The sequence below is a fragment of the Streptomyces sp. NPDC127190 genome (assembly GCF_042672505.1).
Lineage (GTDB): Bacteria > Actinomycetota > Actinomycetes > Streptomycetales > Streptomycetaceae > Streptomyces.
Map to the genome: position 1 here is coordinate 16,482 of NZ_JBHXVE010000036.1, position 11,392 is coordinate 27,873.

Here is an 11,392-nt window from a genome sequence, read left to right on the forward strand (position 1 = left end):
GCGCCCAATAACGCCCCCCTCCCCAGGGCGTCTCAGCGGTGGGTGGGTGGCGCCGGGGGGGGGCGCCGCCCCGCCGGCGCCCCCCCCCGCCGGGGAGTACCTCCCTCTGGCGCAGCGAAGGCACTAGGCGGGGTCGATCCCTGGTGGTGCCCGCCCTGGTCCCTGGCCTGGCAGCGCTCCTGGCGGCACATTCATCAGCAGGTCCAGGCCGGCCACCAGCTAGACGCCATGCACGAGTTCCCCAGCTTCGCCCCCGCCGAGCGCGCCTGGCTACGCCGACAGGTCACGCGCTACGACGACCTGCATTCCGGGCAGCCGCGCCTCCTGACCGACATCGGCCTCACCGATGAGAGCACCCACACCCGGCCCGTCACCCCGTACGCCGAGACCGCACTGGCCCACGCCCACGCCTACACAGCCGCACACGGCAGTCTGGCAACGCCGTACTGCGCCGTCCACGACGGCTTCCCCCTGGGGCCCTGGCTGGCCCGACAACGCCTCCTGGCCCAGAGCACGAACACCCCCTACGCCGTTCACCGCGCCCTGACCACGCTCGACCCCTGGTGGAATCCGCACTGGCCCATGCGCTGGCAGCGCGCCTACCACCACGCCCGCACCACACCCATCACCGCGCCCACGAGCTCCTGGGCATCCACCCAACGCGCCGCCTGGCACCGGCTGCACCCGCAACAGCGCGCGCTCCTCACCGGCATCGGCCTCACCCCCGAAAACCGGACAACCGCACAGCACCGTTAAACGACCCGCTCCTACCCGCCAAGGCCCGGACTGACCCACGCCCGCGCCCGAGCCGATGAGACCGCCAACCTCTGCGTCCCCAAAGGCACACACCATGACGGGTTTCCTCTCGGGGCCTGGCTGACCCATGGTTTTCCTTCGCGTACGCGGGCGCAGTCCTAGCGGTTCGCGCCCAACTTGTCCGGCCCCAGGAGATATTGGCACGCTTTTCGTGTGTTCCGTCATGTTCTGTTCCGCCGTTTCCGGCGAACGAGCGAGAGGTGATCTCATGCGACGAACCGAGTAGGACGCGAGCCAGGCCGCCAAGCGCCCGAAGGTGCCCGCAGCGGCCTTCCGGTGAGCCCGGCACACCGGCCTGATCCCCGCCCCGGACACGTCGTCCTTCCAGTGGCCCCGGGCCGCTGTGGAGGCACTGGACGCCGCTGTTAGGCAGAACTCGCTGTCTCAACGCCGTATGTATCGCGGGCGGCACATCATCCGCACGTGCATTCCGGCCTGATTCCGGCCTCGCGATCATCGGAGCGTTGCGAGCACCGGCTTCGCCGGAACAACTGGTGATCACTCACGTGGCCAACCCATCGTGTCGCCGTAGCGGCGGATCCCACCCACTGCGCCCATGTCGCGGATCGACGCCGTCCCTCCCGCGCCTTAACTCGCGCCCCCTGTTGCGAACGCGTTCGTTACGATCAGGTTATGACTGCGAGAAGAGAACCGATCAGCCGCCGTGAGCGTCCGGCGAAGCCCGCCCTGTCCCGGCGCTGGATCGTGGACACCGCCGTGCGGATCATGCGGGCGGAGGGGCTGGGGAAGGTCACGATGCGCCGCCTGGCGCAGGAGCTGGACACCGGCCCGGCCTCACTGTACGTCTACGTCGCCAACACTGCCGAGCTGCACGCGGCCGTCCTGGATTCCCTGCTCGGCGAGGTCGACCTGACCGGACGGAACGGCGGTGGGGACTGGCGCGAGCAGCTGCGCGCCGTCATGACGTCGTACACCCACGTGCTGTTCGAGCACCCGCAACTGGCTCGGGCGGCGCTGATTGCCCGTCCGAGCGGGGAGAACTATCTGCGCCTGGTGGAGCGCATCCTCGATCTCCTCTCGCAGAGCGGGGCCGGCCGCGAGCAGGTCGCCTGGGGGGTGGACAAACTGCTCCAGGACGCGACAGCCACCGCCGCCGAGCATTCGACGCGTGAGCACGATCCCGCCTCCGAGGACGACTGGAACGCCACGGTCCGTGCACTGCACGCCGTGGACGCCGCCACGCATCCGGCGATCACCGCGCACATGCCCGCCCTGATCGGCGGCTCGGTGCCGGACAGGATCCGCTGGAGCTTCGACGTCCTCGTCAACGGCATCACGCACACGCCCGTTCCGGGCACAGGAAGCTGAGTCCCGGGCGGGCTCGCCCGCCCTTTCGACCGCTGCGGGCTTGGGGTTGAACGCAGTTCTCTCGCCGCCTGCCGCCGCACACCCTGCACCGAACTTGTTTGCACCGAACTTGTTCGCAACGAACATGTTCGGTACGGTCTATGTGGCCGAGCCATTGCCTGCCGATCACGTGTGCGCCGGCCTTCCTCAGGAGCTTGGCAGCGGCGGGGCCGGCTCGGCGGACAGAGGTTTTCCCTTACTGCTTTCGGAGGTCCCCTATGAGCGGCAGCCATTTCCCGATCGCGATCATTGGCGCAGGTCTTGGCGGCCTGACCGCCGCCCGCGTCCTGCATGTCAACGGCATCGAGTCGGCGATCTTCGAACTTGAGGCGTCGGCGGCGGTCCGTACGCAGGGCGGGATGCTCGACATCCACGAGAACAACGGGCAGAAGGCCCTGCACGCCGCCGGCCTGTACGACGACTTCCTTAAGATCATCCACGAGGGTGGCCAGGCCATGCGCCTACTCGGCCCCGACGGCACTGTGCACGTGTCCGAGGAGGACGACGGCACCGGCGGCCGGCCGGAGGTGGACCGCGGCGAGCTGCGCGACCTGCTGCTGAACTCCCTGCCCGACGGCACGATCCACTGGGGGCGCAAGGTCACCGGCGCCCGGGGGCTGGGCAACGGGCGCCACGAGGTGACGTTCGCCGACGGCTCGGCCATCACCACCGACCTCCTGATCGGCGCGGACGGCGCCTGGTCCCGGATCCGGCCGCTGGTCTCCAGCGCCTGGCCCGCCTACACCGGCATCTCCTTCGTCGAGACCGACCTGTTCGACGCCGATGCCCGCCACCCGCGCAGCGCCGCCGTCATCGGCGGCGGGTTCTTCATCGCACTGGGAGGCGAGCGCGGTATCCTCGCGCACCGGGAGAGTGACGGCAGTCTCCACGTCTACACGGCGCTCAAGGTCGACGAGGGCTGGCTGGACACGGTCGACTTCAGCGACCAGGCTGCCGCCAAGGCCGCGGTCCTCGCCCATTTCGAGGGCTGGGACGACGGCCTGCGCGGCCTGGTCGCCGACGCGGAGACGATCATCCCGCGCCGTATCCACGCCCTGCCGGTCGGGCACCGCTGGGACCGCGTCCCGGGCGTAACGCTGCTCGGTGACGCCGCCCACGTGATGTCCCCCTTCGCCGGGGAGGGCGCCAACCTGGCCATGTTCGACGGCGCCGAACTCGCCCTGGCCATCGCCGCACGTCCCGGCGACACCGAGGCCGCCCTGGCGGCGTACGAGGAGGCCCTCTTCCCGCGCAGCGAGGAGTCCGCCGTCGAGTCCGCCGCCAACCTGGACACGATGTTCGGGGAGCGGGGCCTGGAGCAGATGGTCGCGTTCTTCACCTCCGACCCGCCAGCCCAGTGAGGCCAGCCCCGACGGCCACCGCGCCCTCAGCCACCGAACCCCCCGCATCCAGGAGCACCTCATGACCGCGGTCCATCAGCGCACCATTCCGGTGCGGCCCGGTCTGGACCTCGACGTGCGCGAGGCCGGCACCAGCGGCAGCCCGGTCCTCGTCCTGCACGGCGGCCCCGGCCCCTCCAGCATCTCGCCCCTGACCGATCACCTCGCATCGGCGCACAGGGTGGTCGCGCCCACCCATCCGGGCTGGGAGGGCACCGTACGGCCTGACGACCTGGACTCGGTGCCCGCACTCGCCGCTGTCTACCTGGACCTGGTCAGCCATCTCGGCCTGACCGACATGACGGTGATCGGCACGTCCTTCGGCGGCTGGGTCGCGACCCAGACCGTCCTGGACGACCGCGAGGGCCGGATCTCCCAGCTCGTCCTCATGGACGCCATCGGCCCCGCCATACCCGGCCAGCAGGTCACCATGCCCACCGGCCCACCGGCCCCTGCGACCGCGGCGCCGCAGGGCGGACCGTCCGCCCAGGCGATGTCCGCCATGCGCGCCTACGCCGGGCCCACCATGGCAGACGCCGGCATGCTCCCCCGCCTTTCCACCGTCACCTGCCCGGTCCTGGTGATCTGGGGCGCCGACGACGCAGTCGTCACCCCCGACTTCGGCCGCGCCTACGCCGCGGCGTTCCCCCACGTCCGATTCGAACTCATCCCCGGCGCAGGACACCTGCCCATCCGGGAAAAGCCCGAGACGGTCTTCACGCATCTCGACTCCTTCCTCACCCCCTAGCCCTGGCCACCGGCCCCCCTGCCGTCTGGTTCCCCGTCCGCGAGCCAACGCCGGCGTTGTCCTCGGCAAGCGGTTTGTAATGCACGGGGCCGGGGGCATCGATCCGCGCCCAGGACGAACAGCCGACCGCTTCCTTCACCCCCGGAGACACGATGAAGATCGCGATCATTCTCGGAAGCACCCGCACCGGACGTGCCGGCGAACGCGTCGCACAGTGGGTCCCGGAGCAGGCCCAGAAGCGCGGCGACGCCGACTACGACCTGGTCGACCTCGCCGAGGTCGACTTGCCGCAGATCGACGAACCGTTCCGCCCGCCATGGGCCGCTCACGGTCACGGCCGGCACCCGCAACGACTGCACCCAGGCCGAGACGGTCATCGACGCCATCCACGTCATCCAGCCCGGCCCGGGACGACCCCGTGTCCGACCCGAGCGGGTGGTGGCCGACAAGGGCTACTCGGCCCGCTCTTCCGCGCCTACCTGCGCAGACGCGGAATCAAGGCGACCATCCCGGAACGCGTTGACCAGCGTGCGGGCCGACCACGGCGCCGCGAACGGCCGTGTGGCTTCGACAGGGCTGTAGACCGACGCCGCAACGTCGTCGAGCGCTGCTTCCACCGCCTCAAGCAGTGGCGCGGCATCGCCACCCGCTACGAGAAACAGCCCGGCCGCTACCTCGCAGCCATCACCCGGCCAGCACACTCATCTGGCTCGAGACGTGATCGACAAGACGCTGCCTAGTACTCCAGCCGGTTCCAGGAGCTGAGACGGCATCAGGGATCGATCAGGGTGCTCTCGGGGGTGATCCCTGATTCGTCGCACCGCGGCTATGCGGAACGGTCGTGGACATGACTTTCAAGCACCCTTTCTCCAACGCGGGGACCACGGCGACAGCGGGCCGACGCAGGCGGGTGCCGATGGCGGCGCTCGCCTGCGCGGTCGTCGGCGCGGTGGCGCTGGGCACGGCCGTCCCGGCGGTCGCGGCGCCCGCTGTGCGGCCTGCCGCCGCGGTCGACTGCACGGGCAACACCACCAGCGACCGATTGCCAAAGCTGGATCCGCAGGCGTTGCAGCAGGCCCTGTCGAGCGCGCCCGACCTCGTCACGGGCGTGCTGGCACGCGTGAGCGGGCCGGACGGCCACTGGAGGGGGACTTACGGCGCCGCCGACGTCACGACCGGCGCGCCGGTGCCGGTCGACGGCCGGTTCCGTCTCGGCAGCGTCACCAAGACCTTCATCGCCACCGTCATGCTGCAACTGGCCGCCGAGCACCGCGTGGACCTCGACCAGCCCGTCCAGCACTACCTGCCGGACGTCCTGCCCGACAGTTACCCGCCGATCCCCGTCCGCACCTTGCTCAACTTCACCAGCGGCCTGCCAGAACTGACCCAGGACAACCTGCCCACCAGTCCGGACGGCATCGTCGCGCACCGCTTCGACGACCACCCGCTCGCCGAACTCGTCGCCAAGGCCGTCCGGCACGAACGCCCCTTCACCGAGCCCGGTTCCATGCAGGTCTACGGAGCCACCGGCTACTACGTCGCCGCCATGCTCGTCGAGCGCCTCACCGGACACACCTACCAGCAGGAGATCACCACCCGGATCCTGCAACCTCTGCATCTGCGCGACACCACCGCCCCGCAGACCGACACCACGATCCCCGGCCCCCACTCCCACGGCTACATCGCCGTACCTCGGCCGGACGGCGGATCGCAGCTGGTCGACATCACCGAACAGAATCCCGGCGCCGGCGGCATGATCTCCACCACCGCCGACCTCGACCGCTTCCTGACCGCACTCTTGCGGGGACAACTGCTGCCCCCGACCGAGCAGGCGGAACTGTTCGACGTCCCCGACGTCCCCTACCTCGGCGGCACCGCCCACGATCCGGGACGGGGCCGCGCCTACTACGCCGTCAGCCTGATGCGCGTGACCCTGCCCAACGGTGTGACCGTGTGGGGGAAGACCGGCACCACCTTCGGCTACACCAACGGCATGTTCACCACCCGCGACCTGCGCCGCCGCCTGGAGTACTCCTTCAACCCAACCACCGGCGGCGGCAACGACCTCGCCCTGGTCACCCGAATCCTGTCCTCGACCTTCGCCCCGTGAGCGTCACACCTCAGGGCCGACGATCATCTTGCTTCGGCCGGCCAGGACCCGCGGGAACCCGCCGGCGGGGAATCGCTCCAGGACCGTGCGAGCCTGCGTGCTGGTCGTGGCCATCAGGCGTCACCGCCGTTCACGCGCTCGTGGATGTCGATGAGGGTGGCGCCGGCGTCGGGGGGGTCCGCCTCGCCGACCCACTGCCCGAGCGCGGTGAAGACGGGAACCTTCTCGCGGTCGGCGCCGAAGACGACGCAGTAGTTGTCGGCGTACTCCGCTGAGTGCTCCGCCAAGTACAGACAAACGTGCACCGCTCGGTGGTCGGCGTGATGGTTGGCCGTGGGCGGTGTGGAGGTCTGTCTGGGGACTGTCATGATCTCGGCTATGGACGAGTTCACCAAGGTTTTGAAGCGGGAGTTCGACGCAGAGGAGGGGAGCTTCCTGCTGCGGCTGCGCGGGGATCTGGAGTGGGACCGGGCTGCCTTCACTCGCCTGGAACAGGCGATGCGAGCCGCATGCGAGCGGTCCCAGTCCGACGAGAAGCTCGATCGATGGGTCGCCGAAGGGTTCTATGAGGTCGCCACCTGGGTTCCCTCGTGGACGTCACACCCGAACTTCCCCAAGCCAGCGCCCGATGCCTACTTCAAGGACTGCATCCAGCGAATCGGGGATCTTGCCAACTGGTACTTCCGGGGCTGGCACAACTACTCCGAGGGACATGTCTGGACTGACCTGTGAAAACTCCGGGAGGCTTGTTCAGGCCGCGTCGTCCCGTTCATGTTCGATGGCAGCGAGCCGATTCTTGCGTCGGTAGCTGGGGCCGTTGATCGAGATGACGTCGCAGTGACGGCGCGAGTTCATCCACTGCCCGCCGAGACGGCTGCCCGTTGGGAGCCCTTCGCGGCACGACCGGAGTATCGCCCGACAGGTACTTGGCGACCGTGCGCCGATTCAGCCCAGTCTGGCTTCGCGATCTCGCGCAGGCTCATCGCACCGGGCTCGTACACGCCGCGAAAGCGCCTCAGCTCCAACTAATGATGCGGATCCAAGACCACTCTCGCCGCCCTCCACCGACCCGAACAGGACGACAGACGACTCGCGCGACACTAACCTCACCGCATCAAGAACGGTGCGCCTTCATCGGCTCTGTCGCTGATCTTGTGATCGAGCGGGTCAGGATCTGTGCAGGATGCGGGTGCGGAGGAGGTCGAAGTCGGCCCGGCCCTACCCATCCCTTTTGCTCCGTTTGACTCTCGTGTTCTGACCCTCGACCTGGCCGGAGTTCCAGGAGCTGGACAAGCCGGCGATGACGGCGTCCTGGTCCCGGCGCAGGCCGTTGAGTAGGGAGTGCAGTGCGGGGAGGTTGTCGTTTTCGACGCGTTCTATCCAGGCGGGGAGTTCGCTGCCGGTCAGGTCCCGCATCATCGTGGCGAAGTCGCGGACGTGCCCGGTGGCCGCGTCCAGCTCGGGAGAGGCCGCGCGGATCTCTTTGAGCGTGAGGGCGTCCTCGTCAGAGAGGTTGCCGGGTTCGTCATGATCTATCGGACGATGCGGCGGGGCCGCGGAGCCACGCGAGGCGCTGGTGGTGCGGCAGTGGAGGATTTGAAGCGGCGGAGGTAGCGGCGGGTGGTCTGGATGCTGCCCCGGAATCCCAGGGCCCGGTTTCTTCGTGGGGTTGTGCGCTGTCATGGCAGCCGTCGTGCCATCGCTGGTGGAGGTGGGCTGTGTACTGGTCGAGGATGCTGGCTCGGTTCGTCGCCTTGACGAGCAGTTCGTCGATGCCGGCGGCGCGGGCGAAGCGGCGCACGGTGGACCGGTCCAGCACGAGAGTGCGGCAGATACCCTCCAGCGAACTGCCGTCGGCTAGGAGCTGCTGCACGGCGGCGTACCGCTCTTTCGTCCGTTTCCCCAGGCGGCGTTCCCGGCCGCAGGCATCGAGCGTGGCGTCGGCTACGGGTGGTGGAGTCTGCCAGAAGTCCTCTCCGGGCGGCGGCGTTGCCGGTAGGGTGTTCGCGAATACCGTCCGGACGCAGGCGTGGTGGGCTCCTACGGTCTTCTCGACGGCTTCGCCGAGGTTCTTCCACAAGTGCCAGGCGTCGGCAATCTGCCTCGCTTGCGGGGCGCCGGTCCGGGCGCCTTCGGCGTAGGCCCCGCCGCGGTCCCTGCAGATGATCTACACCTCGGGGTGGCCGCTGAGCCAGGCGGCCAGCGGTTCAGCGTCGCGTCCCGGCAGCACGTCGATGGGCCGCCGCCGTTCCAGATCCACCAGGATCGTCGCGTACGAGTCGCCCTTGCGGAGTGCGAAACCATCGACACCCAGTACCCTGACCTGCCCGGCCGACTCCTCGGGGAGGGCTCGCAGGAGACGTAACAGCGTGTCCTTCGCCACCGGGACTCCCAGGGCCACCGCGAGCCGGCTCCCCGGCCGCCCGGCCAGAGCGACCGCGATGCTGATCAGCGTCCCGCGCAACAGCGGGGTGAAGCGGGCATGCGGGCTGGCCAGCCCGGCGACCTGCTCGGCGAACGTCACGGCCGCGCACGCGGCATTGAGACACCGGAACCGGCGCACCAGCAGCTCGATCACCACCCGGGCTCCGCTGATCGCCGCATCTGACAACCGCCGCAGATACCGGCCGTGCACCCGACGGGATGCCCTGCCGCAGTGCGGGCACCGCCCTTCGGCCGCGCGCACGCGGGCATGCATGGTGATCTCGCCCACCGACTGCTCAACCCGACCACGACACCGGCCAGATGAGGAAGAAGCGCCTCAAGACTCCCCGAAGGACACCCGGGACACGGTGGCAGGAATCACCGACGGCACCCGCTCGATCGCTAGATCAGTGACAGAGTCAGCGGGGTGCCGTGGATCTGGAACGGGTACTCGCCGAGGTGATGCGAGTTGTGCTTGCGAGGCAGACCTGACCCTGGTCTGTCGGGCAGTTGAGGCTACGTCAGGTTCCGGGTGGCATCCGGATGATTCCGGCCAGACCTTTCTGATGGGCGAGGACGGCGGCCTGGACCCGGTTCTCCAGGCCGAGGCGGGTGAGGATGCGGTTGACGCGGCTCTTCACGTTCCCCTCGCTGAGGTCGAGGGCCCAGGCTATCTGGGCGTTGGACAGGCCCTGGGCGACCAGCACGAGGACCTGGAGTTCGCGCTCGGTCAGCAGATCCGTGAGTTCGCCCTCGTGCAGGACGGGAGCCGGGGTGTTGGGCAGCAGGGCGGCCGGCAGGGCGGTGACCGTGTCGATCAGGCGGCGTGTCACGCTCTGGGCAAGTACAGCCTCCCCTATGGAAGTTGAGCGGATGGCCTGGGCAAGCTGATCGGGCGGGCTGTTCTTCAGCAGGAAGCCGGCGGCCCCGGCCCGCAGCGCGGCATGCACGTATTCGTCCAGGTCGAATGTGGTCAGCACGAGGACGCGCGGCGCCGGACCCGGCCCGGGCCAGCGGGTGGTGATGCGCAGCGTGGCCTCCACGCCGGTCGTGCCGGGCATGCGGACGTCCATCAGCACGACGTCGGGCCGGAGCTCGAGGGCGCGGGCGACGGCCTGCTCTCCGTCGGCCGCCTCGCCGACGACCGACAGGCCCTCGCGGCGGTCGATGATCAGGCGGAGCCCGGTCCGCACCATCTCCTGGTCGTCGACGAGCAGCACTCTGACGGTCATGCGTCCGCCTCCGCCGGTTGGGGTGCTTTCGCGAGGAGAACCGCGTGCAGCCGCCAGCCGCCGTCCTCGCGCGGCCCGGCCTCCAGCACCCCGTCGAAGGTGGCGACGCGTTCCCGCATGCCGATGAGCCCGCGCCCGGTCCCCCGCACGGGTGAGTGCCCCGGTGGCGCCGGATCGTTCGCGACCTCGATCGTGAGGCGGGAGTCGTCACCGCCGACGGTGACCCGCACGCCGACGGGACCGGCGTGCCTGATGACGTTTGTGAGCGCCTCCTGGACGATCCGGTAGGCCGAGATCCGTATGCCCGCGCAGAGCGCGGTCTGCGCCCGGACCTCCGAGGCGTACGTGACTCGGCAGCCCGCCGCCGTCGCCGCCTCGATGAGTGGTTCGAGATGGTCGAGGGACGGTTCGGGCGTGAGCTCCCGTTCGTGGAACGACAGCAGCCCGAGGACGCGCCGCATCTCGATGAGTGCGGTGTCGGCTGCCCGCGCGATGAGACCGGCGCAGTGCACGGCCTCCGCGGGGACGGACTCGGGTGTCATGACGTCCTCGGCGGCTCGCGCCTGAACGGCGATGGCGCTCACGTGGTGGGCCACCACATCGTGCAGGTCCCGGGCGATGCGGGCGCGCTCGGTGACCACGGCCTGCCGGGCGTTGAGTTCCTGCTCGGCCTTGAGGCGTCGATTGAGTTCACGCAGACGTTCCGCGTCGGCGCCGATCCTGCGCCTGCCGCACCCCAGAAGCCAGGCGAGGCCGAAGAAGAAGACGAACGTCGTGGTGCTGATCGGCTCCAGGGATCCCAGGCGCGGGACTTCCCAGTGCCCGGTGAGCTCATCGGCGGCGGTGGTGGACGCCAGGCACAGCAGCGTTCCCAGCAGGCTCGCCGGGACCGGCGCGTAGCGGGCCGCGGCATACACGCCGATCATGAGCAGGAACGGGCCGGGTATGCGGCCCTGAATCGGACTGAGCACCTGGAAGACCACGTACAGGCAGGTCATCGCCGCCAGGACGGCGTGCGGACGCGTCCGCCTCCACAGCAGCGGAACGGTCTGGGCTCCCCACAGGGCCACTCCCCAGCTGGCCGGTTCCGGTGCGCGGTCCAGCACGGTGGCCACGTCGAACAACGTCAGACCGCCGCCCAGTGCGACGTCCGTCAGACGTGGCCGGTCGGCTATCCATCGCCGCGCGGCTCGTGGCGCGGCTTTCCTGTTGATGACCATCTCGGTCCGTCAGGCTAGACGAACGGGGGCGCCCGGCGGATCGTCCCTCGGTCGCGCACCGATAGTTGCGTGGG

The 11,392-nt window shown here is 69.6% G+C and carries 12 protein-coding genes and 3 pseudogenes; 9 read left to right on the forward strand and 6 right to left on the reverse strand.

The window, feature by feature from the left end:
* Nucleotides 1-228 precede the first annotated feature (228 nt).
* The 7 genes and pseudogenes from ACFVIU_RS35090 to ACFVIU_RS35120 all read left to right on the forward strand — a co-directional run bounded on the left by ACFVIU_RS35090 (nucleotide 229) and on the right by ACFVIU_RS35120 (nucleotide 6,442).
* On the forward strand, nucleotides 229-756 hold the full coding sequence (locus ACFVIU_RS35090; protein ID WP_385847567.1) for a Helicase associated domain protein: 528 nt from the start codon (nucleotides 229-231) through the stop codon (nucleotides 754-756).
* Nucleotides 757-1,449: 693 nt separating this feature from the next.
* Complete coding sequence (locus tag ACFVIU_RS35095) at nucleotides 1,450-2,145, forward strand: TetR/AcrR family transcriptional regulator (RefSeq protein ID WP_385847568.1); 696 nt, start codon at nucleotides 1,450-1,452, stop codon at nucleotides 2,143-2,145.
* Nucleotides 2,146-2,402: 257 nt separating this feature from the next.
* Nucleotides 2,403-3,545: an FAD-dependent oxidoreductase gene (locus tag ACFVIU_RS35100; protein ID WP_385847570.1), complete on the forward strand. Its 1,143-nt coding sequence runs from the start codon at nucleotides 2,403-2,405 to the stop codon at nucleotides 3,543-3,545.
* Nucleotides 3,546-3,606: 61 nt separating this feature from the next.
* The gene (locus ACFVIU_RS35105; protein ID WP_385847571.1) at nucleotides 3,607-4,332 is read left to right on the forward strand and encodes an alpha/beta fold hydrolase; all 726 of its coding nucleotides are present in this window, start codon (nucleotides 3,607-3,609) and stop codon (nucleotides 4,330-4,332) included.
* Nucleotides 4,333-4,484: 152 nt separating this feature from the next.
* A pseudogene (locus ACFVIU_RS35110) lies at nucleotides 4,485-4,586 on the forward strand (NAD(P)H-dependent oxidoreductase); the annotation flags it as partial.
* 73 nt (nucleotides 4,587-4,659) lie between these two features.
* Nucleotides 4,660-5,072: pseudogene (locus ACFVIU_RS35115) on the forward strand (transposase); the annotation flags it as partial.
* Between the two features lie 107 nt (nucleotides 5,073-5,179).
* On the forward strand, nucleotides 5,180-6,442 hold the full coding sequence (locus tag ACFVIU_RS35120; RefSeq protein ID WP_385847572.1) for a serine hydrolase domain-containing protein: 1,263 nt from the start codon (nucleotides 5,180-5,182) through the stop codon (nucleotides 6,440-6,442).
* Between the two features lie 113 nt (nucleotides 6,443-6,555).
* Here ACFVIU_RS35120 and ACFVIU_RS35125 read toward each other — a convergent pair whose 3' ends face one another.
* Nucleotides 6,556-6,729: a hypothetical protein gene (locus ACFVIU_RS35125; protein ID WP_385847574.1), complete on the reverse strand. Its 174-nt coding sequence runs from the start codon at nucleotides 6,727-6,729 to the stop codon at nucleotides 6,556-6,558.
* Nucleotides 6,730-6,820: 91 nt separating this feature from the next.
* Between ACFVIU_RS35125 and ACFVIU_RS35130 the strand changes: the two genes are divergently transcribed.
* Nucleotides 6,821-7,174: a hypothetical protein gene (locus ACFVIU_RS35130; protein WP_385847576.1), complete on the forward strand. Its 354-nt coding sequence runs from the start codon at nucleotides 6,821-6,823 to the stop codon at nucleotides 7,172-7,174.
* Nucleotides 7,175-7,283: 109 nt separating this feature from the next.
* On the opposite strand, the pseudogene ACFVIU_RS35135 reads toward ACFVIU_RS35130, so the two are convergent.
* Both ACFVIU_RS35135 and ACFVIU_RS35140 read right to left on the reverse strand, forming a co-directional pair.
* Nucleotides 7,284-7,467, reverse strand: a pseudogene (locus ACFVIU_RS35135) (IS21 family transposase); the annotation flags it as partial.
* Nucleotides 7,468-7,660: 193 nt separating this feature from the next.
* Nucleotides 7,661-8,125 (reverse strand): transposase, encoded by a 465-nt coding sequence (locus ACFVIU_RS35140; protein WP_385847577.1) that lies wholly within the window; start codon nucleotides 8,123-8,125, stop codon nucleotides 7,661-7,663.
* Here ACFVIU_RS35140 and ACFVIU_RS35145 point away from each other — a divergent pair.
* The gene (locus ACFVIU_RS35145) at nucleotides 8,124-8,303 is read left to right on the forward strand and encodes a hypothetical protein (RefSeq protein WP_385847579.1); all 180 of its coding nucleotides are present in this window, start codon (nucleotides 8,124-8,126) and stop codon (nucleotides 8,301-8,303) included. The genes ACFVIU_RS35140 and ACFVIU_RS35145 overlap by 2 nt on opposite strands.
* A 306-nt stretch (nucleotides 8,304-8,609) precedes the next feature.
* Here ACFVIU_RS35145 and ACFVIU_RS35150 read toward each other — a convergent pair whose 3' ends face one another.
* The 3 genes from ACFVIU_RS35150 to ACFVIU_RS35160 all read right to left on the reverse strand — a co-directional run bounded on the left by ACFVIU_RS35150 (nucleotide 8,610) and on the right by ACFVIU_RS35160 (nucleotide 11,213).
* A complete protein-coding gene (locus ACFVIU_RS35150; RefSeq protein WP_385847580.1) occupies nucleotides 8,610-9,155 on the reverse strand; it encodes a transposase family protein in 546 nt (181 codons plus the stop codon).
* A gap of 232 nt (nucleotides 9,156-9,387) precedes the next feature.
* Nucleotides 9,388-10,098: a response regulator gene (locus ACFVIU_RS35155; RefSeq protein WP_385847581.1), complete on the reverse strand. Its 711-nt coding sequence runs from the start codon at nucleotides 10,096-10,098 to the stop codon at nucleotides 9,388-9,390.
* Complete coding sequence (locus ACFVIU_RS35160; protein ID WP_385847582.1) at nucleotides 10,095-11,213, reverse strand: sensor histidine kinase; 1,119 nt, start codon at nucleotides 11,211-11,213, stop codon at nucleotides 10,095-10,097. Before ACFVIU_RS35160 ends, ACFVIU_RS35155 begins: the two co-directional genes overlap by 4 nt.
* Nucleotides 11,214-11,392: the final 179 nt, after the last annotated feature.

Excerpts from the sequence above, each read along its gene's own strand:
- ACFVIU_RS35090 (WP_385847567.1), top strand. The coding sequence starts at position 229 with ATGCACGAGTTCCCCAGCTTCGCCCCCGCCGAGCGCGCCTGGCTACGC.
- ACFVIU_RS35095 (WP_385847568.1), top strand. The coding sequence starts at position 1,450 with ATGACTGCGAGAAGAGAACCGATCAGCCGCCGTGAGCGTCCGGCGAAG.
- ACFVIU_RS35100 (WP_385847570.1), top strand. The coding sequence starts at position 2,403 with ATGAGCGGCAGCCATTTCCCGATCGCGATCATTGGCGCAGGTCTTGGC.
- ACFVIU_RS35105 (WP_385847571.1), top strand. The coding sequence starts at position 3,607 with ATGACCGCGGTCCATCAGCGCACCATTCCGGTGCGGCCCGGTCTGGAC.
- ACFVIU_RS35120 (WP_385847572.1), top strand. The coding sequence starts at position 5,180 with ATGACTTTCAAGCACCCTTTCTCCAACGCGGGGACCACGGCGACAGCG.
- ACFVIU_RS35130 (WP_385847576.1), top strand. The coding sequence starts at position 6,821 with ATGGACGAGTTCACCAAGGTTTTGAAGCGGGAGTTCGACGCAGAGGAG.
- ACFVIU_RS35145 (WP_385847579.1), top strand. The coding sequence starts at position 8,124 with ATGGCAGCCGTCGTGCCATCGCTGGTGGAGGTGGGCTGTGTACTGGTC.
- ACFVIU_RS35140 (WP_385847577.1), bottom strand. The coding sequence starts at position 8,125 with ATGACAGCGCACAACCCCACGAAGAAACCGGGCCCTGGGATTCCGGGG.
- ACFVIU_RS35155 (WP_385847581.1), bottom strand. The coding sequence starts at position 10,098 with ATGACCGTCAGAGTGCTGCTCGTCGACGACCAGGAGATGGTGCGGACC.